18 protein-coding genes and 2 pseudogenes are annotated in these 21,894 nt (G+C 71.6%); 13 read left to right on the top strand and 7 right to left on the bottom strand.

What is annotated here, in order from left to right:
• Window positions 1-44 precede the first annotated feature (44 nt).
• Window positions 45-2,357 carry a PKD domain-containing protein gene (locus AC6JBM_RS43470; RefSeq protein ID WP_497979576.1) on the top strand — a complete coding sequence of 771 codons (2,313 nt, stop codon included), beginning with the start codon at window positions 45-47 and terminating at the stop codon, window positions 2,355-2,357.
• 93 nt (window positions 2,358-2,450) lie between these two features.
• Here the strand turns inward: AC6JBM_RS43470 and AC6JBM_RS43465 are convergent, their stop codons facing one another.
• On the bottom strand, window positions 2,451-3,986 hold the full coding sequence (locus tag AC6JBM_RS43465; RefSeq protein WP_497979575.1) for a hypothetical protein: 1,536 nt from the start codon (window positions 3,984-3,986) through the stop codon (window positions 2,451-2,453).
• Between the two features lie 196 nt (window positions 3,987-4,182).
• Here AC6JBM_RS43465 and AC6JBM_RS43460 point away from each other — a divergent pair, with 196 nt between their 5' ends.
• Window positions 4,183-4,968, top strand: a complete 786-nt coding sequence (locus tag AC6JBM_RS43460) for an alpha/beta fold hydrolase (protein ID WP_497979574.1) — start codon at window positions 4,183-4,185, stop codon at window positions 4,966-4,968.
• On the opposite strand, the gene AC6JBM_RS43455 is transcribed toward AC6JBM_RS43460, so the two are convergent.
• Both AC6JBM_RS43455 and AC6JBM_RS43450 read right to left on the bottom strand, forming a co-directional pair.
• On the bottom strand, window positions 4,955-6,862 hold the full coding sequence (locus AC6JBM_RS43455; protein WP_497979573.1) for a DUF6311 domain-containing protein: 1,908 nt from the start codon (window positions 6,860-6,862) through the stop codon (window positions 4,955-4,957). The two genes, AC6JBM_RS43460 and AC6JBM_RS43455, sit on opposite strands and share 14 nt — an antisense overlap.
• Before the next feature lie 49 nt (window positions 6,863-6,911).
• Window positions 6,912-7,685 carry an endo alpha-1,4 polygalactosaminidase gene (locus AC6JBM_RS43450; RefSeq protein WP_497979572.1) on the bottom strand — a complete coding sequence of 258 codons (774 nt, stop codon included), beginning with the start codon at window positions 7,683-7,685 and terminating at the stop codon, window positions 6,912-6,914.
• Between the two features lie 151 nt (window positions 7,686-7,836).
• On the opposite strand from AC6JBM_RS43450, the gene AC6JBM_RS43445 reads away from it, so the two are divergent.
• The 6 genes and pseudogenes from AC6JBM_RS43445 to AC6JBM_RS43420 all read left to right on the top strand — a co-directional run bounded on the left by AC6JBM_RS43445 (window position 7,837) and on the right by AC6JBM_RS43420 (window position 14,594).
• The gene (locus AC6JBM_RS43445) at window positions 7,837-9,606 is read left to right on the top strand and encodes a proline--tRNA ligase (protein ID WP_497979571.1); all 1,770 of its coding nucleotides are present in this window, start codon (window positions 7,837-7,839) and stop codon (window positions 9,604-9,606) included.
• A gap of 269 nt (window positions 9,607-9,875) precedes the next feature.
• Window positions 9,876-10,394, top strand: coding sequence for a septal ring lytic transglycosylase RlpA family protein (locus AC6JBM_RS43440; RefSeq protein WP_497979570.1), 519 nt, complete (start codon window positions 9,876-9,878; stop codon window positions 10,392-10,394).
• Window positions 10,395-10,441: 47 nt separating this feature from the next.
• Window positions 10,442-10,649: pseudogene (locus AC6JBM_RS43435) on the top strand (serine/threonine-protein phosphatase); the annotation flags it as partial.
• Window positions 10,650-10,768: 119 nt separating this feature from the next.
• A pseudogene (locus AC6JBM_RS43430) lies at window positions 10,769-11,566 on the top strand (PP2C family protein-serine/threonine phosphatase); the annotation flags it as partial.
• A gap of 2 nt (window positions 11,567-11,568) precedes the next feature.
• On the top strand, window positions 11,569-12,294 hold the full coding sequence (locus AC6JBM_RS43425; protein WP_350610307.1) for a DUF899 family protein: 726 nt from the start codon (window positions 11,569-11,571) through the stop codon (window positions 12,292-12,294).
• 446 nt (window positions 12,295-12,740) lie between these two features.
• The gene (locus tag AC6JBM_RS43420; RefSeq protein WP_497979569.1) at window positions 12,741-14,594 is read left to right on the top strand and encodes an acyl-CoA dehydrogenase; all 1,854 of its coding nucleotides are present in this window, start codon (window positions 12,741-12,743) and stop codon (window positions 14,592-14,594) included.
• Window positions 14,595-14,627: 33 nt separating this feature from the next.
• Here AC6JBM_RS43420 and AC6JBM_RS43415 read toward each other — a convergent pair whose 3' ends face one another.
• On the bottom strand, window positions 14,628-15,104 hold the full coding sequence (locus AC6JBM_RS43415) for a SixA phosphatase family protein (RefSeq protein WP_497979568.1): 477 nt from the start codon (window positions 15,102-15,104) through the stop codon (window positions 14,628-14,630).
• Between the two features lie 86 nt (window positions 15,105-15,190).
• On the opposite strand from AC6JBM_RS43415, the gene AC6JBM_RS43410 reads away from it, so the two are divergent.
• Window positions 15,191-15,463, top strand: coding sequence for a DUF6458 family protein (locus tag AC6JBM_RS43410; protein ID WP_350610304.1), 273 nt, complete (start codon window positions 15,191-15,193; stop codon window positions 15,461-15,463).
• Between the two features lie 44 nt (window positions 15,464-15,507).
• On the opposite strand, the gene trhA is transcribed toward AC6JBM_RS43410, so the two are convergent.
• A complete protein-coding gene (trhA, locus tag AC6JBM_RS43405; RefSeq protein ID WP_497986669.1) occupies window positions 15,508-16,137 on the bottom strand; it encodes a PAQR family membrane homeostasis protein TrhA in 630 nt (209 codons plus the stop codon).
• Between the two features lie 120 nt (window positions 16,138-16,257).
• Here trhA and AC6JBM_RS43400 point away from each other — a divergent pair, with 120 nt between their 5' ends.
• The 3 genes from AC6JBM_RS43400 to AC6JBM_RS43390 are packed head-to-tail and all read left to right on the top strand — an operon-like array spanning window position 16,258 to window position 18,432.
• Window positions 16,258-16,851, top strand: coding sequence for a 5-oxoprolinase subunit B family protein (locus tag AC6JBM_RS43400; RefSeq protein ID WP_497979567.1), 594 nt, complete (start codon window positions 16,258-16,260; stop codon window positions 16,849-16,851).
• Window positions 16,848-17,705 (top strand): 5-oxoprolinase subunit C family protein, encoded by an 858-nt coding sequence (locus tag AC6JBM_RS43395; protein WP_497979566.1) that lies wholly within the window; start codon window positions 16,848-16,850, stop codon window positions 17,703-17,705. The genes AC6JBM_RS43400 and AC6JBM_RS43395 overlap by 4 nt, the downstream gene beginning before the upstream one ends.
• Window positions 17,689-18,432 (top strand): LamB/YcsF family protein, encoded by a 744-nt coding sequence (locus AC6JBM_RS43390; protein ID WP_497979565.1) that lies wholly within the window; start codon window positions 17,689-17,691, stop codon window positions 18,430-18,432. Before AC6JBM_RS43395 ends, AC6JBM_RS43390 begins: the two co-directional genes overlap by 17 nt.
• On the opposite strand, the gene AC6JBM_RS43385 is transcribed toward AC6JBM_RS43390, so the two are convergent.
• Window positions 18,429-20,249 (bottom strand): NHL domain-containing thioredoxin family protein, encoded by a 1,821-nt coding sequence (locus AC6JBM_RS43385; RefSeq protein WP_497979564.1) that lies wholly within the window; start codon window positions 20,247-20,249, stop codon window positions 18,429-18,431. The genes AC6JBM_RS43390 and AC6JBM_RS43385 overlap by 4 nt on opposite strands.
• Before the next feature lie 5 nt (window positions 20,250-20,254).
• A complete protein-coding gene (locus AC6JBM_RS43380; protein WP_497979563.1) occupies window positions 20,255-20,635 on the bottom strand; it encodes an LppU/SCO3897 family protein in 381 nt (126 codons plus the stop codon).
• Window positions 20,636-21,324: 689 nt separating this feature from the next.
• On the opposite strand from AC6JBM_RS43380, the gene AC6JBM_RS43375 reads away from it, so the two are divergent.
• Window positions 21,325-21,603 (top strand): hypothetical protein, encoded by a 279-nt coding sequence (locus tag AC6JBM_RS43375; protein WP_497979562.1) that lies wholly within the window; start codon window positions 21,325-21,327, stop codon window positions 21,601-21,603.
• Window positions 21,604-21,894 lie beyond the last annotated feature (291 nt).

Raw genomic sequence — 21,894 nt, 5'->3', positions numbered from 1 at the left:
AGCGGCAATGCAATCCCGCCGAGTGCCCCCGAAAGAGGAGCAGCGTGGGTAAATCTATTCTTTCCGGCCTCACGACCGTCGTGCTGGCCGCCGGTGTGGGGCTGGTCGCGGGGGCCGGCTCCGCATTCGCCGCAACGACCCCGTTGTACGTCAACAACACCTTCGACTCCGGCTGTTCCGACAGCGGCGGCGGCAGCCAGAGCAAGCCGTTCTGCACGATCACGGCCGCGGTCGCGGCGTTGGCGCCCGGGCAGACGGCCCAGATCACCGGCGTGTTCAACGAGCGCGTGAACGTCAACAAGTCCGACGTCGTGCTGCAGGCCTCCGAGGCGGGGGCCGCGCGGGTGGCCGGGCCGAACGCCGGGTTCACCATCGACGGGCAGCACGACGTCGCCATCCTCGGCATCAACGTGCTGAACGTGGTGAGTGCGCCCGCGTTCGCGGTGAGCAACGGCGCGCGGATCTCGGTCGCCGACACGAGCGTGACCATGGCGAACGGCGCGACCGGGCCGGCGATCCAGCTCTCCGCCGTGACGGACTCGGCGCTCAACGGCGTGAAAGTCAGTGGCGGCGCGGTGTCGGCCGGCGTGGCCCTGGACGCGGCTACGTCCCGGACCGTGCTCAAGGCGCTGAACGTCAGCGTCGGCAGCCCGGCCGGCAGCACGGCCGTCGACGTCGCCGGCTCGAACAACACGATCGTCAACAGCAGCGTCTACGGCGGAGCGGTCGCGGTCATCGCGCTGCGGCCCGGGGCGGCGGGCAACACGATCGTCAACAGCACGGTGATGAGCGGACACGGCGTCGGCATCCTCAACAACGGTGCCACCGGTACCGCGATCACGAACAACTCGTTGGACTTCAACTGCCTCGGGGGCATCCGCGTGGCGGGCGCGTCCAGCGGCGTGTCCGTGCAGAACAACGTCGCGACCAGCAACGTGTCCTCCACGACCGGCTGCGACCCGGGAGCCCCGAGCGGCCCCGAGATCGGCCTGTACGACGGCGCGGCGGGCACCACCGTGGTCGACTACAACGCCGTCTCCCGGTCGGCGGCGCCGAACTCGCTGTACTGGTGGAACGGTCCGCTGAGTCTGGCCGGCTTCCGGGCCGCCTCCGGTCAGGCCGCGCACGACACCGACGTCGTCGACCAGGCGCACCTGGAGGACTCGGCGAACTCGGCCGCGCCCGGCTACCAGAGCACCGACTCCTTCGGCAAGCCGCGCGAGGACAATCCGGCGCAGCCCAACACGGGCGCCGGCCCGGTCACCTACGCCGACCGCGGAAACTCCGAGATGATCCCGGGCCCGTACCCGATCGTGACCATCACGGCGGACCAGGCCGGCAACTCGGTCACGGTGGACGCGTCGCGCAGCGTCCCCGGCTACGTGCCCATCACCACGTACCGCTTCGACTTCGGCGACTCCACCGGCCTGGTGTCGCAGCCGTCGCCGGTCGCCACCCACCACTACTCGACGCCGGGGACCTACTCCATCTCGGTCACGGCCGTCGACGTCAACGGTTTCAGCGGGACTCAGCAACAGTCCAAGTCGCTGTGGCCGGCGGCCCGGACGTTCGCCCTGCTGGCACACGACAACAACCGCTACGTCAGCGCCACCGAGGGTGGCAACATGCAGATGCGCGCGTACCAGCCCACGATCGGCGACGCCGAGCTGTTCGACCTCGTGAAGGTCGGTGGCGACCTGGTCGCGTTGCGGTCCCGCGTCAACGGCCTGTACTTCACGGTGCTCGTCGGCCCGGAAGTTCCCGCGGGGTCGAACGTCGTGGGGGCCTGGAGCGCGTCCACGAGCAGCGACGACACGCGGTTCACGGTCACGAACAACGCCGACGGCACGTTCAGCCTGCGTTCGGTGGTCAACGGGAAGTACCTGAGCAGCAACCACGGCGGCAGCATGATGACCGCCGACCGGGCCGCGATCGGCCCGTGGGAGGAGTTCAGCCCGGTCGACGCGGCCAACGTCGCCGTCACGCTGCGGGCCCGGGTCAACAACCGGTACGTCACGGCGGAGAACGGCGGCAACTCGCCGCTGATCGCGAACCGCACCGCGGTCGGCTTCTGGGAGCAGTTCGACCTGGTCGACGTGGGCGGCGGCTGGGTGGCGCTGTACTCGCGGGCCAACGGCCTCTTCGTCACCGCGGAGGCGGGCGGCAACCAGCCGCTCATCGCCAACCGGGCGGTCGTCGGGCCGTGGGAGAAGTTCAAGGTGATCGCCAACGCCGACGGCAGCATCAGCCTGCAGGCCGGGGTCAACAACCGGTACGTCACGGCGGAGAACGGCGGCAACTCGTCGCTGATCGCGAACCGCACGGCGATCGGTCCGTGGGAGAAGTTCGACCGCTGATCCGGTCAGACGCCTAGAGCGATGCGAGTGAGGGCCCGCGCTCAAGCAGCGCGGGCCCTCACCGTTGGTCACGCGGTCAGCGCATCTCGAGGCCTAGGAGGCGGTCGGGGACCAGAGCCCGTGGGCCGCGGGCGACACCCAGCCGTTCGCGCTGCGGCTGGAGACGTCGACCTGGAACGCGCCCGGCCGGTCGGCCGTGACCTCGATGAACGCGGTGCCGTCAGGGGCCGCGGCGATCGTCTGCTCGGCCCCGCCGTTCACCGTGTACACGTAGTCCGTGACGGTGCCCGTGTTCGGGCCGGGCGTGAAGTCGACCCGGAACGGTACGCCGACGACCGGAGCGGCCGCGGCGGTCACCGTCGGGGCGGTGCTCGCGATGATCACTCGGTACGACGTGATCGGCGAGAGGTTGAATGCCCGGTCGAAGCTGCGCACGCTCAGCGTCACGAATCCGCTGGTCGGTGGCGACAGGGTTAGGGTCGCGCCGCCGGTCTGGTCGGCGTGCACGACGCCCGGGATCGAGAACGGGTCGATCCACTCGGGCACGCCGTTCGGGCCGATGTTGGCGCCGAAGCCGGAGAACACGCCGTTCCAGCTGTACTGGTAACCGTAGACATCGTCGGCACCGTTCGGGGACAGGTTGTAGACGATCGGGTCGCCGCCCGGGTAGCGGCTGGTGTGGCTCGGGTAGTTGGGCGACGTTACCTCGGGCGCGTTGTCCGGCGCTGCGGCGTCGGTGGTGAAGTAGCACGTCTGCGACCACGGCGAGTTGTCGGTGCCGTCGTTGGTCCGCACCTGCCACGCGTAGGTCGTGTTGTCGGCGAGTGCGCCGGTCGGCGGGGTGACGCCTCCGACGTGGCCGTTCGGCATGTACTGCTGCGTGACCGTCGTGCGCTGGTCGGGGTGGTCTACCGGCCAGATGGCGAACTCGCCGGTGAGCTGCACATCGTCCTGGTCGGCGTCGTGCGCCTGGGCCGCGAGCTCCGGCGTCAGGCCGCTCAGGTACGGGTACGGGGCGCCGGTCGCGCACGGCCGGAGGGCGTTGAACATCGGGGCCGGCGCGGCGGGCGGCGTGTTGTAGCCGAGGTACAGCGCCGGCGCGGCGACGCGTCGGCCGAGGGGCACGCGGTGCTCGAGCGCCCCGGGCAGCCGCACCTCGATCGTGACGTGCGACGGCAGGTGGACGCCCGCCGCGGTCGCCTGGTTGACGAGGCCGATGAGGTCGAGCAGCGGATAGGTGGTCGGACACTGTTCGACCGGGCCGAGGGTGCCCAGCTTGAGCAGCTCGCGCGGCGGGTTGCGCCACGTCGGCCGCGCGCTCTCGGCGGTCGCCCAGACCTCGATCTGGCGGTTCGCGCAGTCCGTGGCCTGGGTCTCCGGCACGGCGAGCTTCGCCGACAGGATGTGCTTGCTCAGCACCGCGGCGACGTCGAAGGTCGCGTAGACGCGCGACACGTGCTGCCGGTTGCTGCCGTCTCGCCAGGCGCCGAGCGGCGCGTCGCCGGCGGGGTTGAGGTACGTGGTGTCGGGATGCGCCGAGTCCGTGTAGGCCCACGAGATCCGGATCGCATCGAGGTTGGTTTGGCCGGCTTGAGCCGGTGTGGCGGTGCCGAACAGACCGGCAGCCACGGACAGCACCACGGCGGACAACAGCGCACCGCGGCGCGGACGTCGTGACACAGGACCACGCCCTCCCGTTACCGCGGGTGGCGGATTCCCCCGCGGATCATGACGAGCGTAAATCTCGCCGCCGATCCTGTGCCGCCCCGCTGCGCGTTGTCGACATCCGGCTTGAAACGGCCGAAAAGCGGCGCAAGATGATGCGATGGAGCGGTTTCGCAACGACGGGCTTGCGTTCGAGGTCGACGACCTGGGCGACGAGAACGCGCCCGCGGTCGTGCTGCTGCACGGGTTTCCGCAGGATCGGCGGGCCTGGGCCGAGGTCGCGGAACTGCTGACCCGGGCCGGCCGGCGCGTGCTCGTGCCCGAGCTGCGGGGATATGGCGAGCAGGCGAGTCCGAAGGAGCGCGGAAAGTACACCCTCGATGTCCTGGCGACCGACGTCCTGGCGCTGGCGAGAACGGCCGGCGTCGAACGGTTTGATCTCGCCGGGCACGACTGGGGCGCTGCGCTGGCGTTTCATGTGGCCGGGCGGCATCCCGAGCTCGTGCGGACCCTCACCGCCTTCTCGGTGCCGCATCGCGGGGCGTGGGCCGGGGCCGGGGCACGGCAGCTGTGGCGGTCGGCCTACGTCGGGTTCTTTCAGCTTCCGTGGCTGCCCGAACTGGTGCTGACGCCCGCGCGACTCGAGCGCCGGCTCGTCCGCAGCGGGCTCGGGGTCGAACACGCACGCCGCTATGCGCGGGCGAAGAACCGGCGGGCATTGAACTGGTACCGGGCGATGCCGCTACAAGCCGCCTTCCCGCGGGTCGAGGTGCCGACCGTCTTCGCGTGGGGGGACGGGGACGAGTTCGTCACCGAGCGGCTCGCGCGCCGGTGTGAACGGTGGGTCGACGGGGAGTACACCTTCGAAATCCTGCGTGGCGTGCGCCACTGGATTCCGGAGATGCACCCCCGCCGAGCCGCGGAGCTGGTGCTCAGGCGCCGCTGATCGAGCGCACGTCCCAGAGGTAGACCCCATCGACGACCTGGGACGGGGCCGCGTCCGGGGCGACGAGCTTGTCGATCGTCTCGCGCAGGACCTTCTCGTTCCAGTAGCCCACCGGCATCACCAGGTTGGTGGCCTTCCAGTGCTTGATGTCGGCCCGGATCGCGGCCTTCTGCGCCTCGGTCACGTCCGGCGAGGTGCGCTGGCGTGCGACCCAGCTCAGGTAGATGACCGTGTCGCGGTACCCGGGGCCGAAGTGCGCGAACTTGTCGTCCGGCTCGGTGTCGTTGGGGCCGAGGAAGTATCCGGCCGTCAGCTTGACCTCGAAGTTGGTCTCGGTCGACCAGCGCATCATCTTGATGTTGTCGTCCCAGCCGCCCGGCAGCGGGGCCACGACCGGGTTCGGGGGCAGCTTGGTGCGCCAGTTGCCGTTGGTGAACAGCGCCGGCAGCGGCGGGCGGCCGGTGGCGGGCTGGGGGGTCGGGAACAGCGGGACGAGCGCGGCGAGCAGCGCGATGCCCCAGATCAGGGCGAGCTTCGGGCTCCGGCGCGGGGCCGGCTCCTCGCTGCGGACCGGCGGAGGCGGCGGCTCCTCGGAAACTTCCCCAGACGAACCGGAGCCAACCAGTGCGGGCTCGAGCTCAAGGGCCGGAACCGCTGCGGGAACGGCAGCAGAAACATTGGCGGGACGCAGGCGCTCGACCACGAGCTTGTCGACCAGCAGGGCCAGGCCGACACCCACGCACACGGTCACGATGAGCCCCAGCCGCGTCGGCACCACCGAGTCGAACAGCGGCAGCTTGCTGATCCACTTCCACGGGCCGTGCACGTGGGTGTGCTCGACGCCGTTGAAGCGGATCACGTCGCCGAGGGAGAAGACGGCGAAGAGGGCGGCGGTGAGGAACAGGGCCCGGGACAGCCGGTTGCGCCACAGGGCGACCGCGCCGGCGACCAGCACGATGGCGAGCGGCCAGCCGAAGAAGCCGTTCTCCTCGCTGGCGTTGTTCTTGTTCAGCCGGGCCGCCTCGGCGACGTCGCCGGCGATCGAGTAGCGGCCGAAGGTGACGTAGGAGTACGCGTCGAGGTTGATCGCGCGCACGCCCGCGTCCAGGCCGCTGTAGTGCTGGGGGCCGGTGAACTGGAAGTACAGCGGGTAGGCGAGCACGGCTCCGGCGACGAGCAGCGTCACGCCGCACTTGGGCAGCAGGACCTTCGCGAAGCCGGGCAGCTGCTTCCACGGCACGTAGGCCAGGATGAACACGAACAGGGCCATCGCCGTGAAGAACAGCATCTCCTCGTTGATGCCGGCCTGCAGCACCACGAGCAGGGCGAGCCAGAGGCCCTGCCGCCACACGTTGCCGGGGTGGCGCATCCGGAAGACCGCGGCGATGATCAGCGGGATGAAGTACTGCCCGGCGATGTTCGGGTGCCCGGCGATCTGCGACATCATGGCAGGCGCGAAGCCCAGGAACGCGGCGCCGACCGCGGCGGCGAGGCGGGAGCGGCCGAACTCGCGGGTCAGCACCCAGTACCAGGCGATCGCGGTCGCGGCCAGGGCCAGCGTGGAGATGAACGCGAAGGTCACCCCGGCGCCGAGCCACAGCGTCACCGGGGTCAGCGGCAGCGCGAGCGTCAGGACCGACGTGTTCGCCATCAGGTTGACGCCCAGGGGCGCGTTGATGTCGTCGGAGAAGAAGGGTGACTCACCCTTCGTGAACAGCTCGGTCGCGTGGGTCAGGAACCACTCGAACGTGAAGCTGTCCTGAAAGTTCAGCGTCAGATAGCGCCCGTTCGGGTCCACCCAGAGGCGTCCCAGCACGTAGACGGCACCGAGGACAAAACCGACCATGACCAGCGCGTCGACGGTCTTCCCCGTCACCCGCCCCCGAATTCTCACCCGGTGGAGTGTAGGCGAGGGTGATTACCGCCGACACGCCGCGCCGGTCCTAGCAGGTGGCGCGGAAGGCATCCAGGTTCAGGTTCTTGCGGATGTTGCTGAACCGCAACGAAGCCGGGGCCGGGCACTGGGCCGCGCTGTACTCCACGTGGAACACCGGCTTACCGGCGGCGATGAACGGCTTGATCTGACCGCACTCGCCGTATTCGCGGCAGGACTCGTTGACCGCGAAGTCGAACGCCGGCTGCAGCGCCTTGACCTGGTCGAGGTCGTTCTTGAGCCCGACCGCCAGGCCCAGACCGTGCGCGAGGTCGGCCACCCGGCGGTTGAACGTGAGCTGGTCGGCGGCGGTGAGCGGGAAACCGGAGTCGTTGCTGTAGCCGTCCATGTTGTCCGGGTCGACCGCGTCGAAGCCCTTGGCCTTGCAGTCGGCGAAGCGCGCGGCCAGGATCGGCCGGAGCACGGTCCAGTTGCGCACGTCGAGCCACTGCTCGCCGGGCCAGCCGTCCAGCGCCTTGCCGCGTACCGAGGCCGGGTACTTCCCGGCGTCCGCGCGCCAGTTCTCGTAGGAGCCGGCGTCCACGTAGCAGACGACCTTCCGGCCCGCCTTGTGCAGCGCGGCGACCTGGGCCTTCGTGGAGTCGGCGCCGTCGATGTCGTACACCTGCGCCTTGACGCTCGTGTCAAGCTTCCCGCTGAACTGCATCTGCCAGGTCAGGCCGACGGCGGGCTTCCAGCGGCTCGGGGTGGCGGCCCGGGCGGGGGCGGCCACGGCGAGGACGGCGGCCGTCGCGGCCAGGGCGCTCATGAGGAGTCGACGCATGGCCCCGAGATCGGCCCGCGGCCGCCCGAGGTCGGGTGAAAGCTGGTAGCGCCCTGGGAAGCACCCGGGACGGCGAAACCCGGAAGACCGCAAAACGGCCGGTTCGGTATCGTCCAACGTGACGGATACGGCCACAAGAAGGTGGACACTGATGGTCCTGAAGATGTCCTCGCTGTTCCTGCGGACACTGCGCGAGGATCCTGCCGACGCCGAGGTCACCAGCCACAAGCTGCTGGTCCGCGCGGGCTACGTGCGCCGCGTCGCGCCGGGCATCTTCACCATGCTGCCGATGGGCCTGCGGGTGCTGCGCAACGTCGAGCGGGTGATCCGCGAGGAGATGGACGCGATCAGCGGCCAGGAGCTCACGTTCCCGGCCCTCCTGCCGCGCGAGCCCTACGAGGCGACCGGGCGCTGGACGGAGTACGGCCCCAACATCTTCCGCCTCAAGGACCGCCGCCAGGGCGACTACCTGCTCGGCCCCACGCACGAGGAGATGTTCACGCTCGCCGTGAAGGAGTTCTACTCCTCGTACAAGGACCTGCCGCTGACGCTGTACCAGATCCAGTCGAAGTACCGCGACGAGGCGCGCCCCCGGGCCGGCATCCTGCGCGGCCGCGAGTTCGTCATGAAGGATTCGTACTCCTTCGACGTCGACGACGACGGCCTGCGCGCGGCGTACGGCCGCCACCGCGAGGCCTACGTCAAGATCTTCGACCGGCTCGGCCTCGACTACGTGATCTGCTCGGCGACGAGCGGCGCGATGGGCGGCAGCGCCTCCGAGGAGTTCCTGGCCCTCTGCGACATCGGCGAGGACACGTTCGTGCGCTGCGCCAACGGCGACTACGCGGCCAACGTCGAGGCGGTCGTGACCCCGCCCCCCGCCGCGCTGCCGATCGAGGGCCAGCCCGCGGCCCGGGTCGCCGACACGCCCGACACGCCGACGATCGAGACGCTGGTCGACCTGTTCAACGCCCGCGCGGACCTCAAGCGCGAGGATCGCGCCTGGACCGGCGGCGACACGCTCAAGAACGTCATGCTCATGCTGACCATGCCCGACGGCAAGCGCGAGCCGCTGGCCGTCGGCGTGCCCGGCGACCGCGAGGTAGACCTGGGCCGGGTCGCGGCGGTCGTCGCGCCGGCCGAGGTGGCGCCCATGACCGAGGCCGAGTTCGCGCAGCACCCGGCGCTCGTGAAGGGGTACATCGGCCCCGGCGTGCTGGGCGAGAAGAACTCCTCCGGCATCAAGTACCTGGTGGACCCCCGGGTCGTCGACGGCACGAGCTGGATCACCGGCGCCGACGAGCCGGGCAAGCACGTCGTGCACCTCGTCGCCGGCCGGGACTTCACCCCCGACGGCACCATCGAGGCGGTCCGGATCGTCGACGGCGACATCTGCCCGGTCGACGGCGGCCGGCTGGAGCAGGCGCGCGGCATCGAGATCGGGCACATCTTCCAGCTCGGCCGCAAATACGCGAAGGCCCTGGGCCTGTCGGTGCTCGACCAGAACGGCAAGGCGCAGGTCGTCACGATGGGCTCCTACGGCGTCGGCGTGACCCGCGCGGTCGCCGTGGTCGCCGAGCAGACCGCCGACGAGCGCGGCCTGTGCTGGCCCCGCGAGCTGGCCCCGGCCGACGTGCACGTGGTCGCCGCGGGCAAGACCGAGGAGATCCGCGACGGCGCCGCGCAGCTGGCCGCGGACCTCGAGGCGGCCGGGCTGACCGTGCTGCTCGACGACCGCAAGGATGTCTCGCCGGGCGTGAAGTTCAACGACTCCGAGCTCATCGGCGTGCCGACGATCGTGGTGGTCGGCAAGCGGCTCGCCGACGGCGTGGTCGAGCTCCGCGACCGCAAGTCGGGCGAGAAGACGGAGATCGAGCTCGGCGCCGCGGTCGACGCGGTCGTGGCGGCCGTTCGCTCCTAGTTCGCTATCCGTACAGTTTCGGCATTTTCGGGTTCGGCCGATCGGCTCCTTGGCGGGTCGGCCGAACGGACGGAAGTATGCGGGCAAATCACCACATGAAGCACTCTTCGGTTTGACGGGCGAGCGGGAGGGGCGGATACGTTCAGTCACGGCCTTGCTGTCGACGAAGGGTGCAGACGTTGTCCGGCCGACATTCCTTTGTGGGTCGCCGTCACCTCATCCCGATAATCGCGGGGGTCGGTGCCGTCGCCGTGCTCGTCGGAGTCGCGGTGGCGACCATCAATCTCGGCGGGGGCGATCCCAAGCCGGTCGCGGCGGTCGACGCCCCGCGCAGCCCGCAGGAGCGTGCGGACCGCGGCGAGCGCCCGTCGCCCTCGGCCGAGCCGAGCCTCGGCCAGGGACTGGAGTCTGTGCCGGTCACGGCCTCGCCGACGCCCTCGAAGACGCCGAGCAAGACCAAGACGCCGAGCAAGAGCCCGACCACCAAGGCGCCGACCGAGGTGGCGGACAGTGGCACCTGCCAGGTGTCGTATTACGCTGATGGGCAGAAGACCGCCAACGGCGAGAACTTCGACCCCAACGGGCTGACCGCGGCTCACAAGACGCTGAAGTTCGGCACGATCGTCCGGGTCACGAACCTGGCCAACGGCAAGTCCGTCGACGTACGGATCAACGATCGGGGACCCTTCGTAGCGGGACGCTGTCTCGATCTCGCCAAGGGCGCCTTCGTGAAGGTCGCTTCGGTGAGCGCTGGAGTAATCAACGCGAAGTATGAAGTACTGAAGTAAGGCAGACCCGGCCGTTTGATGGAACGGTCTGGCGGTCGGTTGGTGGCATGCTGTTGGCCGGACCTATGAAACGTCAGCTGCTTCCCGAAGCCCGTGCCGGAGTCGGCGCGGCCTTCGTGCTGCTCGCGCTCGTCTTCACCGCGGAGGTGGCGGACGGCTTCCGGGCCGACTACGTCGGCCTGCTCGCGGCCGCGCCCTTCCTCGCCGCGGCGTTCGCGTCGTGGCCGGAGGTGCTCGCCGTCGGCAGCACCGCCACGCTGCTGGCCTTCGTCTTCTGCTCGATCGAGCTGATGCACAGCCGCGATCGCCTGCTCGTGCTGATGCTGAACCTCGGCGGCGTGCTCGTGGCCAGCGGGATCGGATCCGCCGTGGGGGCGATCCGGCAGCGGCAGATCGCGCGGTACGCCGAGCTCTCCCACCTCGCCCAGGTCGCCCAGGGCGCCGTGCTGCGGCCGCTGGGCCCCCAGGTCGGCCCGCTGACGGTCGCGGCCCGCTACATCTCGGCCAGCGCCGCCGCGGACATCGGCGGCGACCTGTACGAGGCCCTCGACACCCCGTACGGCGTGCGCATGATCATCGGCGACGTCCGCGGCAAGGGCCTCGACGCGGTGCGCCTGGCGAGCATCGTGCTGGGGTCGTACCGCCATGTCGCCTTCGAGCGCGCCGACCTGCGCGCGATCGTCGCCGACCTCGACCGCGCGGTGGCCCGCTCGCTGGGCGACGAGGACTTCGTGACGGCCGCGCTGATCGAGGAGCGCGGTGGCACCCTGACCATCGTCAACTGCGGCCACCCGGCCCCGCTGCTGCTGCGCCGGGGTCGCGTGATCCCGCTCGACCCGCCGGCCAACGCGCCCCCGCTGGGCTTCATGCCGGTGGTCAAGCCGCGCGTGGAGCGGCTGGAGCCGGGCGACCGGCTGCTGTTCTTCACCGACGGGCTGGCCGAGGCGCGCCGCGACGGGCAGTTCTTCCCGACCGCCGAGCGGGCTCAGCGGCTGCTCGGGCACGGTACAGTCGCCGACGGGCTGAAGTCGCTCGAGAGCGCGCTCGTGGAGTGGGTGCGGGGGCGGCTCGACGACGACATCGCGCTCGTGCTGGTGGAGTACCAGGGTGTGAAGCCGCAGGCCGCGGTGCCAAGCTGGGAAATCGGCGGTGCCGGAGTGGCATCCTCGTAGCTGTGAGTGCTGCGCAGGGACTGCCGCCCGCCGTCGACCGGGCCGAGTTCGAGGCCGAGGTGGCGCGGCTGCGGCAGCGGGAGAAGGCCCACACGCGCGAGGGTGACGCGATCGCCGCGGCCCGCCGGCGGCTGCCCATGGTCGAGGTCGACGCGGGCCTGACCGTGACCGGGCCGGACGGGCCGGTGACGCTGCTGGACGTGTTCGAGGGGCGTCGCCAGCTGATCGCCTACTACTTCATGTGGCACGACGGGAAGCCGGCCGCGGAGCAGTGCGAAGGCTGCACGTGGTGCAACACGCACGTGGCGGAGCTGGCGTACCTGCACTCGCGGGACATCACCTACGCGGTCTTCGCGCAGGGGCCGTACGAGCCGAGCCGGCGCTACCGCGACTTCATGGGCTGGACGATGCCGTGGTACTCGGCGCTGCCCTCGCTCGACCGGCTGCTGGTCGGCCGCGTGGTCGGGATGATGCACCTGGTCTGCTACGTGCGCGACGGGGACCGGGTCTTCGAGACGTACTGGACCACCCGGCGCGGCGTCGAGATCATGGACAACAGCTACTCGCTGATGGACCTCACGGTCTGGGGGCGCCAGGAGGAGCAGGAGGAGTCGCCGGTGGGGTGGCCGCAGCCGTGGCCCGTCGACGGCTCGTTCCACCGGCTCGACGGGCGGCCGATCGCCCATTGGTCGCGGCTCGAGGCTGGGCGATCGGATGACCTCGGCTGAGTGGCTCTTGACACCACGGACGTCGGGATTCCTGGCGGGAGCGACGGTTAGATACTGACGCGGCCCGAGCAAAAACCCTAAGCGGCTTCGATGGCTCTTTGGCGGGGAATGAGTCGGCGCATCGGGGCGCGGTGGCGGCCCGTGTAGAAGCGCGGGTACTTGGGGGCGAAGAGCGAGCCCATGAGCCGGACGATCATGGCGGCGGCCCTCCTTCTGACTGGGAGTAACCGATCAACGACCACGTCACCCGGGGGTGACGGCGTGTCCGCTACTCAACTGCTCCCGGGCGGTACTCAGCAGGCTCTGCTGTGGTCCGGTTCACTCGCAGGTGTGCCTTGTTCCTCGTTACTAGCGAGTAATAAGATGGCTGTTACCGACTGGTAACTCACGTCGGCCATGCTCCTTGGCACGAGATGCTGCGACCCAGAGACGGGGGCCACTCCGCGATGACCCATTACAAGAGCAACCTGCGGGACCTCGAGTTCAACCTGTTCGAGGTCTTCGGTGTCGAGAAGGTCCTCGGTCAGGGACCGTACGGCGACATCGACGTCGACACCGCCCGCAGCATCCTCGGCGAGGTGGACCGGCTGGCGCGCGAGGACCTCGCGGCGAGCTACGTCGACGGCGACCGCAACCCGCCCGTCTACGACCCGGCGACGTTCTCGGTGCGCATGCCCGAGAAGTTCCGCCAGTCCTACGACGCGTTCATGGCCGCCGAGTTCTGGCGCCTCGACCTGCCCGCCGAGCTCGACGGGACCGCGGCGCCGCGCGCGCTGTGGTGGGCGCTGGCCGAGCTCGTGCTCGGGTCCAACGCGCCGATCTGGATGTACGCCTCCGGCCCCTCGTTCGCCAACACGCTGCGGATCGAGGGCACCGAAGAGCAGAAGAAGTGGGCCAAGCTCTTCGTCGACAAGCAGTGGGGCTCCACGATGGTGCTGACCGAGCCGGACGCCGGCTCCGACGTCGGCGCGGGCCGCACCAAGGCGATCCCGCAGGCCGACGGGTCCTGGCACATCGAGGGCGTCAAGCGCTTCATCACCAGCGGCGAGCACGACCTGGCCGAGAACATCGTGCACTACGTGCTGGCTCGGCCGGTCGACACGCCCGGCGCGGGCGGGCCCGGCACCAAGGGGCTCTCGCTCTTCGTCGTGCCGAAGTTCCACTTCGACACCGACACCGGCGAGCTCAAGGACCGCAACGGCGTCTTCGTGACCAACGTCGAGCACAAGATGGGCCTCAAGGTGTCCACCACGTGCGAGGTCACCTTCGGCGGGCACGGGGTGCCGGCCCAGGGCTGGCTGCTCGGTGACGTGCACGAGGGCATCCGGCAGATGTTCCTCATCATCGAGTACGCCCGGATGATGGTCGGCACCAAGGCGATCGCCACGTTGTCGACGGGCTACCTCAACGCGCTCGAATACGCCAAGAGCCGCGTGCAGGGTGCCGACCTGGTCTCCACGGACAAGGCCGCGCCGCGGGTCACGATCATCAACCACCCGGACGTGCGCCGCTCGCTGTTCATGCAGAAGTCCTACGCCGAGGGCCTGCGCGCCCTGGTCTGCTACACGGCGACCTGGCAGGATAAGGTGGCCCTGGCCGAGGCCGCGGGCGACGAGAAGGCCGCGAAGATCGCCAAGCGGGTCAACGACCTGCTCCTGCCGCTGGTCAAGGGCGTCGGCTCGGAGCGCGCCTACGAGATGCTGAGCCACGAGGCGCTGCAGACCTTCGGCGGCTCCGGGTTCCTGCAGGACTACCCGCTCGAGCAGTACGTGCGCGACTCGAAGATCGACACGCTCTACGAGGGCACGACCGCGATCCAGAGCCTCGACCTGGTGTTCCGCAAGATCGTGAAGGACCAGGGCAAGGCGCTGCTCACCGTGGCCGGCGAGATCCAGCAGTTCCTCGAGTCCGAGGGCGGCAACGGGCAGCTCAAGGTCGAGCGTGCGGCGCTGGGCAAGGCGCTCGCCGAGGTGCAGCAGATCCTGGGCATCTTCACCGGCTGGCTGGGCGAGGCCCAGGCCGGCGACCCGCAGGCGCTCTACAAGGTCGGCCTCAACACCCGGCGGTTCCTGCTCGACCTCGGCGACATCGTGGTCGGCTGGCTGCTGCAGCGACAGGCCGAGGTGGCGCTGAAGGCCCTCGCCGGCGCGGTGTCGCCCGCGGACAAGGCCTTCTACGAGGGCAAGGTGGCCGCGGCGAAGTTCTTCGCGCACGAGGTGCTGCCGCGCGTTGGCGCCGACCGGCGGGTCATCGAGTCGACGACGCTGGACGCGATGCAGGTCGGCGAAGACTCGTTCTGATGCTTAAGTGGGAGGGCAACGGAGCCCTCCCACTTAACCCCGCCCCGTGTGCTCCGCGGTGAGTTCCGCCGTGGACAAGCCCGACCAGGCGCCCTCGAAGCGGTGCACCGCGATGCCGGAGGTGGCCAGGCCGCGGTCCTTGAGGGCGTACGGGGCCAGCTCGTGCGACAAGTCGGACAGCGTCGGGTTGTGCCCCACCAGCAGCAGGGTCTCGACCGTCGCGCCGACCTGCTGGAGCAGCTCCAGGGTGTCGGAGGCCGGGCCGGTGTAGATCCGGTGCTCGAAGACGGCCGGCACCTCGACGCCCAGCTCCGCGAGCGTCTCCCGGGTGCGCACGGCGGTCGAGCACAGCACGGCGTCGGGCCGGAGGTCCTGCTCCTCGAGCCACGCCCCGGCCGCGGCGGCGTCGCGGTGCCCGCGCGGGGCGAGCGGCCGCTCGATGTCGGTGGCGTAGTCGTCCGGGTCGGCCGCCTTGGCGTGCCGCAGAAGGATGAGCGTGCGGACGGTCATGGCACAAGCCTCCCCGATTGAAGAATGTCCCGCGTGGGTAACCCTGCGACAGACAGTTACCCAACAGACGCCTCGGGAGGCCTTCGATGGGTATCGGCGGAAGCATCCTACTGATTGTTGTCGGTGCGATCCTGACGTTCGGGCTCAAGGACACGGACGTCGGTCCGTTCAACCTCGACACGATCGGCTGGATCCTCCAGATCGCCGGGCTCATCGGCCTGGTCCTGACCCTGTACTTCTGGAACTCGCGCCGCCGCACGGTGGTCTCGGCGGCCCCGCCGCCGCCCCCGCCCGCGGCCGGCACCGTGATCCCGCCCTCGGCCGACGAGGTCATCGAGCGGCGCACGCGGCGCTACTGAGCGTTGGACATGCAAGGGGGTCGGTCTCGGACCGGCCCCCTTTTTCAGCGCGCGTAAAGGGCGAAGTAGATCGCGATGTGGTGGCAGATCGCGGCCACGAGCGTGCACGCGTGGAAGAACTCGTGGTGGCCGAAGACGGTCGGCCACGGGTTGGGGCGGCGCAGGGCGTAGAACACCGCCCCGACCGTGTAGAAGGCCCCGCCCGCCAGGGTCAGGACCAGCGCGGTCACGCCGCCCACGTGCAGGATGTCCGGCAGCACGGCGACGGCGACCCAGCCCAGCGCGACGTACAGCGGCGCCGAGAGCCACCGCCGCTTGCTCATCGCCGTGCCCATCTTCATCGCGACCCCCAGCACGGCGCCCGTCCACACCGTGGCCAGGATCGCCATCCGGGTGTTGCCGCTGAGCAGCAGCACGCTGAACGGCGTGTAGGTGCCGGCGATGAAGATGAAGATCATGGAGTGGTCGAGCCGGCGCATGATCTTGTAGCCGCGCTCGGACCAGACCCGGCGGTGGTACAGCGCGCTGGTGCCGAAGAGCGCGACGACCGTCAGGCTGTAGATGACGCAGCTCACGAACGGGGCCCAGCCGGGCCGGGTGGCGGCGAGCGAGCACAGGACGATGCCGCAGATCACGGCCACGCCCGCGGCGTAGGCGTGCAGCCAGCCGCGCATCCGCGGCTTGCCGAGGTCGACCGGGCGCAGGCGGGTTTCGGTCTTCACGGTCACGACTCCAAGGTTACGGTACCGTAGGCTACTCGCAAGTAGCGGCGATGTGACGTCTATCGTGGCGGCGTGCAGTTTCGCCGGGTCGGCGCCGACGCGCTCCTCATCGAGGTCGACACCCCTCTCGACTGGTTCACGGCGCTGGACGCCGAGCGGGCCGCCGGCCGGCTTTCGGTGGTGGACATCGTGCCCGGCGCCCGCACGATCCTGCTAGACGGGGTGGCCGACCCGGCGGGACTGGCCGCCCGGCTGTCCGACTGGGCCTTCGATCCGGCATCGGTACGGCCCGAGCCACCCCTGACCGTCGACGTCCGCTTCGACGGGGAGGACCTGCCGTTCGTCGCCGAGCTCGCCGGGCTGAGCGTCGCCGGCGTGGTCGACACGCTCACGAGCACCGACCTTACGGTCGCGTTCTGCGGCTTCGCGCCCGGCTTCGCCTACCTGCGCGGCCTGCCCTGGAATATCCCCCGCCTCCCCACCCCGCGCACCCGGGTCCCGGCCGGCTCGGTCGCGCTCGCCGCCGAGTTCTCCGGCGTCTATCCGACCGCCTCCCCGGGCGGCTGGCGGATCGTCGGGCGGACCGAGGCCGAGCTCTTCGACGTGGCCCGCACGCCCCCCGCGCTCATGACGCCGGGCCGCACCGTGCGATTCCGGGTCGCATGAGCGCCGAGCTGCGGGTCGAGGTCGCCGGCCCGCTCACCACCGTGCAGGACCTCGGCCGGCCCGGCTTCGCGCACCTCGGCGTGGCGCGCTCGGGCGCGCTGGACCGGCCGGCGCTCGAGCTCGGCAACCGGCTCGTGGGCAACCCGCCGGGCGCGGCCGGGCTGGAGATCACGCTCGGGCCGTTCGCGGCGGTCGCGACCCGGGCCGGCACCGTCGCGCTCACCGGGGCCGTCACGCCGCTGCGGGTCGGCGGCCGCCCGGCCCCGCTCAACGCGCCCGTCCCGGTGCGGGCGGGCGATCGCATCGAGGTCGGACGGGCGATCTCGGGGCTGCGGGCGTACCTCACCGTCGGCGGCGGCCTCGCCCCCGACCCGGTGCTGGGCAGCCGCTCGACGGACACGCTGTCGCTGCTCGGCCCGCCCGTGCTGCGCGCCGGGGACCGGCTCCCGCTCGGCGCGCCCGGGTGCGAACCGGCGCCCGTGGACCTGGCGCCCCGTGCCGCGCTCGGCGGGCCGATCGTGCTGCGGATCGCGTGGGGGCCGCGAGCCGATCTGTTCACGGACGCGGGGCGGCTCGGCACCGGGGAGTACAGGATCCGCAGCGAGAGCAACCGGGTCGGCACCCGGCTGGACGGTCCGGCCCTGACCCGCGCGGACGCCGGGGAGCTGCCCAGCGAGGGGATCGTGCTCGGCGCGGTGCAGGTCCCGGCCGACGGCCGGCCGCTGGTCTTCCTCGCCGACCACCCGACGACCGGCGGATACCCGGTGGTCGCGGTCGTCCGCGCCGCCGATCTGCCGCTGCTCGCCCAGGCCCGGCCGGGAGATAGCGTTCGCTTTCGTGGACCTCAACAGTGACCTCGGCGAGGGCTTCGGCATCTGGCGCCTCGGCGACGACGACGCCCTCCTAACGATCGTGACCAGCGCCAACGTCGCCTGCGGCTTCCACGCGGGCGACCCGGCGACCATGCGGCGGGTCAGCGACCGCTCGGGGACGCTCGGGGTGCGGGTCGGCGCGCAGGTGAGCTACCGCGACCTGGCCGGCTTCGGCCGGCGCCGGATCGACGTGCCGACGGACGAGCTCGCCGACGAGCTGCGCTACCAGATCGGCGCCCTGGCCGCGTTCGGGCCGGTCGCGTACGTCAAGCCGCACGGCGCGCTCTACAACGCCGCGGCGGTCGACGCCGACCACGCCGCGGCGGTCGTGACCGCGGCCGCGGCCGCCGGGGAGCTGCCGGTGCTGTGCCAGCCGGGCTCGGTGCTCGCCGGGCTCGCGGCCGAGCGCGGGCTGCGGGTGGTCGCGGAGGGGTTCGCCGACCGCGGGTACCTTCCCGACGGCCGGCTCGTCCCGCGCTCCCAGCCCGGCGCGCTCGTCACCGACGTGGCCGCGGTGACCGCCCGGGCCGTGCGCATGGCGGTCGACGGCGTGGTCGAGGCGGTCGACGGCTCGGTGATCCCGATGCCGATCGAGTCGCTGTGCGTGCACGGCGACACCCCGGGCGCGGTGGACATGGCCCGGGCCGTGCGGGACGCGCTCGCCGAGGCGGGCGTCCCGGTGGCGACCTTTGTCCGGGACCGGGCTTAGGCGTCCATCCCGCGCAGGATCAGGGGCAGGCGGGCCGCGCCGTCGTGCACCACGCGGATCGGCACGCCCCAGTCCTGGCGGGTGAGGTGGCAGGCCGGGAACTCGGCGTCGACGTCGCAGGTCGCGGCCTGGGCGACGACCTGCAGTACACCCGAGGCGACATCCGCCGAGAGGACCAGGCGGCGGCGCAGGTCCGTGGTCACGCCCGCGCCCTCCAGGAGCAGCTCCGGCGGCGAGGCCGAGACCTCGAGCCGGGTCGACGGGCCGAACGACTCGTCCAGCTTCTGCCCCGGCGCGGGCTCGAAGATCAGGTCGAGCTCGACCTCGCCGGGCGCCAGCATGGTCGGCGGGCGCTCGGTGCGGTGCCGCACCCCGGCCACGTCGATGCCGGCCGCCGCGAGCGTGCCCGCGCCCAGCCGCACCAGCCGGTGCGCGCCCGACTCGACCACGACGATGTCCCCGTCCGCGGTCAGCACCAGGTCGCTCGGCTCCGACAGCCCGTCGAGCACCGTCGAGACGCGCCCGCCGGCGATGCGGCGGACGGCGCCGTTGTAGGTGTCGGCGACGAGCACGCTGCCGTCGGCCAGCGCCAGCACGCCGAGCGGGTGCTGCAGCAGCGCCTCGTCCGCGGGCCCGTCGACGTGGCCGAAGTCGAACAGCCCCTGGCCGGCCGCGGTGTGCATCTCGCCGTCCTCGATCCAGCGCACGGCCGAGGACTCGCTGTCGGCGATCCACAGCCGGGAGCCGTCGGGCGACGCCGACAGGCCGGACGGCTGGGCCATCCAGACCTCGTGCAGCGGGCCGTCCTTGAGGGCCTCGACGGTCGTCCCGGCGTACATGCCGGCCGTTCGCCGCACCGGGTCGAACCACCACAGCTGGTGGATGCCGGCCATCGCGATGACCACGCGGTCGTCGTACCAGGCCACGTCCCACGGCGAGGAGAGATCCACCGCGAGCGAGTCGTGCGCGTCGAAGTCCACCGTCCCGCGCCACTGCCGCCCGCTGCCGGCGACCGTGCTCACCTCGCCGGTCTTGAGCTTGAGCCCGCGCAGCAGGTGGTTGACGGTGTCGGCGACGACGACGTCGTAGCCTGCGACCTCGGCCACGTGCGGCGGCAGCAGGCACAGCCCGCCCGGCTCGGAGAACTCCGGCTCGGTGCCGTCGTTGCGGCCGCGCTTGCCGGTGCCGATGCGCCGCACGAGCGTCTCGTTGTCGGCGTCGAGCTCGGCGAGCGACTGGTGCGTGGCGTCGGCCACGAGGAAATGCCCGTCGGGCAGCGCGAGCGCCTTGCCGGGAAACCGCAGAAGCGTCAGATCACTGTTCTGTACGGCATGAGGCGCGTTCCCTCGCCGTAGCGTCCCCTTGCCCTCGTGGACGTCGATCAGGTCCTCGATGAGCCTGGTGAGCCCCTGCGCGTGGCCCTCGCCGGCCATGTTGGCCACGACGTAGCCCTCGGGGTCGATCACCGTCAGCGTGGGCCACGCCTTCGCGGCGTACTGCTGCCACATGTTCAGCTCGGGGTCGTCCAGCACCGGATGGTCCACGCCGTAGCGCTCGACCGCGGCGGCCAGCGCGTCCGGGTCCTTCTCGTGCTCGAACTTGGGGCTGTGCACGCCGATCGTGACGAGGACGTCGCCGAAGCGCTCCTCGAGCGGGCGGAGCTCGTCGAGCACGTGCAGGCAGTTGATGCAGCAGAAGGTCCAGAAGTCGAGCAGCACGATCTTGCCGCGCAGGTCCTGGAGGCTCAGCTGCTCGACGTTGAGCCAGCCGCGCCCCTTGAGCTCGGGCGCGCGGACTCGGGCGTACTTTTCCGGCATTTCCCTTATTTCTCGCTGGCCGGGCGGAGGCAGAGCACCTGGTCCTTCTCGCCCTTGTGCTGGAGCACGATGTACGGCTGACTGGCGTCGGAGCAGCTCTCGGGCTTGTCGACCTTCGACACGATCTTGAAGGCGTCCTTGCTCGAGCAGTCGACGCCGGTCGCCGAGTCGCCGTCCTGCTTCACGCAGGAGTTGACCGCGAAGCTCGTGCCGCCCGCGCCGCTGATCTTCACGATGATGGCCGTGCCGGCGACCGCGACCAGGAACACCGCGGCCACGATGAGCAGGCCGACGAGCAGGCCGCGGCGGCTCTTGACCGGGGGCTCGGGGGTCGGGATCGGCTCGCCGTCGATGGGCCCGGCGTCGTACGGGTTCTCGCCGGGCATGGTGACGAGGTCGCCGTACCGGGGGGCGCCGGACGTCGGGAACTGGCCGGTCGCGGGCGGGGCCGAGGTCTGGTAGGTGCCGCCGGCCGCCGGGGGAGCGGAGGCCTGGTAGATGCCGGTGCCCGCGCCGCTGACCGGAGCGGCTCCGGCGGGGGCGCCGCTGAACGGCTGCGCCTGGAACGGCGGGGCGCTCGACGGGGCGCCTGCGAATGGCTGCGCCTGGAACGGCGGGGCGCTCGACGGCTGGGTGGCTCCGGCGGGGGGCGTCGCCGAACGGCTGTGCCGGGAACGGCGGGGCGCTGGCCGGGGTGGCTGCCTGGTAGCCCGCCGGAGGGGCCGACGTCGGGGTGACCTGGGCTCTCGCGCCGTAGGTCCGCGGGCCCGGCTCCGGTGGGATCTGGCCCAGGTTGACCGGGGCGGGGACCTCGGGGTTGGCGGGTGGGGGCGGGACCTTGGCGCTGCCCGTCGGGACCTTCGCCGATCCCGACGCGCCCGCGCCGGAGGTCGGGGCCCAGGGGTTCGGGCTCGGGTCAGCGGGGGCGGGGCTCGGCTCGTCCTTCGGCGGGTTCTGATTCGTGGGCGTGAATCCCGGGAAGCTTCCGGGCGGGCCCGGGACGGCGGCCGGGGCGGGGCTCTGGCCGTACGTCGTGGGCTGGCCGTAGGTGGTGGGGACGCTCGCCGAGCCGTAGGTGGTGCCGGCGCCCGAGGTCGGGACGCTCGCGGCGCCGGAGACACCCGGGACGCTCGCGGAGCCGCTGGCCCCGGGGACGCTGGCCGAGCCGCTGGCGCCCGGGACTCGGGCGGAGCCGGAGGCGGGCGGGCCTGCGTCGGCGGTCGGCGGCACGTTCGGCAGCGCCTGGGCCGGCATCGGGAACTGGGCCGCGGGGGGCGCGCTCGTGGGCGGCACCGAGGCGGCCGCGGAGTACGGCGGGGCCGACGACGGCGGAACCGGGGCGGCCGGGGGGTAGGGCTGGGCGGAGCCGGCGGCCGGCGCGTACGGCGGCGGCACCGGTGCGGCGGCGCCCGTGGCCGGCGGGTATGGCGGCGGCGCGGCGGCCGGCGGGTAAGACGGCGGGGGCGCGGCGGCCGGGGGGTACGGCGGCGGAGGGGGCGCGGCGGCCGGCGGGTAGGGCGGGGCCTGTGACGGGATGGCGGCCGGTGGTGCGGTCGGGCCGGCCGGCGGGAACGGGCCGGGGCGGGCGGCGGCCGCGTCGGCGGGGTCTTGGCCGGGCTGCTGCTGACCCGGGGCGGGCGAGGAC

This window comes from Dactylosporangium thailandense (assembly GCF_059739745.1).
This window is presented reverse-complemented; position numbering and strand designations above follow the sequence as displayed.

Coding starts and splice junctions, on each gene's coding strand:
- AC6JBM_RS43385 (WP_497979564.1), bottom strand. CDS start 20,249: ATGCCGGAAAAGTACGCCCGAGTCCGCGCGCCCGAGCTCAAGGGGCGC.
- AC6JBM_RS43460 (WP_497979574.1), top strand. CDS start 4,183: ATGGAGCGGTTTCGCAACGACGGGCTTGCGTTCGAGGTCGACGACCTG.
- trhA (WP_497986669.1), bottom strand. CDS start 16,137: ATGCGCGGCTGGCTGCACGCCTACGCCGCGGGCGTGGCCGTGATCTGC.
- AC6JBM_RS43415 (WP_497979568.1), bottom strand. CDS start 15,104: ATGACCGTCCGCACGCTCATCCTTCTGCGGCACGCCAAGGCGGCCGAC.
- AC6JBM_RS43420 (WP_497979569.1), top strand. CDS start 12,741: ATGACCCATTACAAGAGCAACCTGCGGGACCTCGAGTTCAACCTGTTC.
- AC6JBM_RS43450 (WP_497979572.1), bottom strand. CDS start 7,685: ATGCGTCGACTCCTCATGAGCGCCCTGGCCGCGACGGCCGCCGTCCTC.
- AC6JBM_RS43445 (WP_497979571.1), top strand. CDS start 7,837: ATGGTCCTGAAGATGTCCTCGCTGTTCCTGCGGACACTGCGCGAGGAT.
- AC6JBM_RS43380 (WP_497979563.1), bottom strand. CDS start 20,635: ATGCCCGGCGAGAACCCGTACGACGCCGGGCCCATCGACGGCGAGCCG.
- AC6JBM_RS43410 (WP_350610304.1), top strand. CDS start 15,191: ATGGGTATCGGCGGAAGCATCCTACTGATTGTTGTCGGTGCGATCCTG.
- AC6JBM_RS43395 (WP_497979566.1), top strand. CDS start 16,848: ATGAGCGCCGAGCTGCGGGTCGAGGTCGCCGGCCCGCTCACCACCGTG.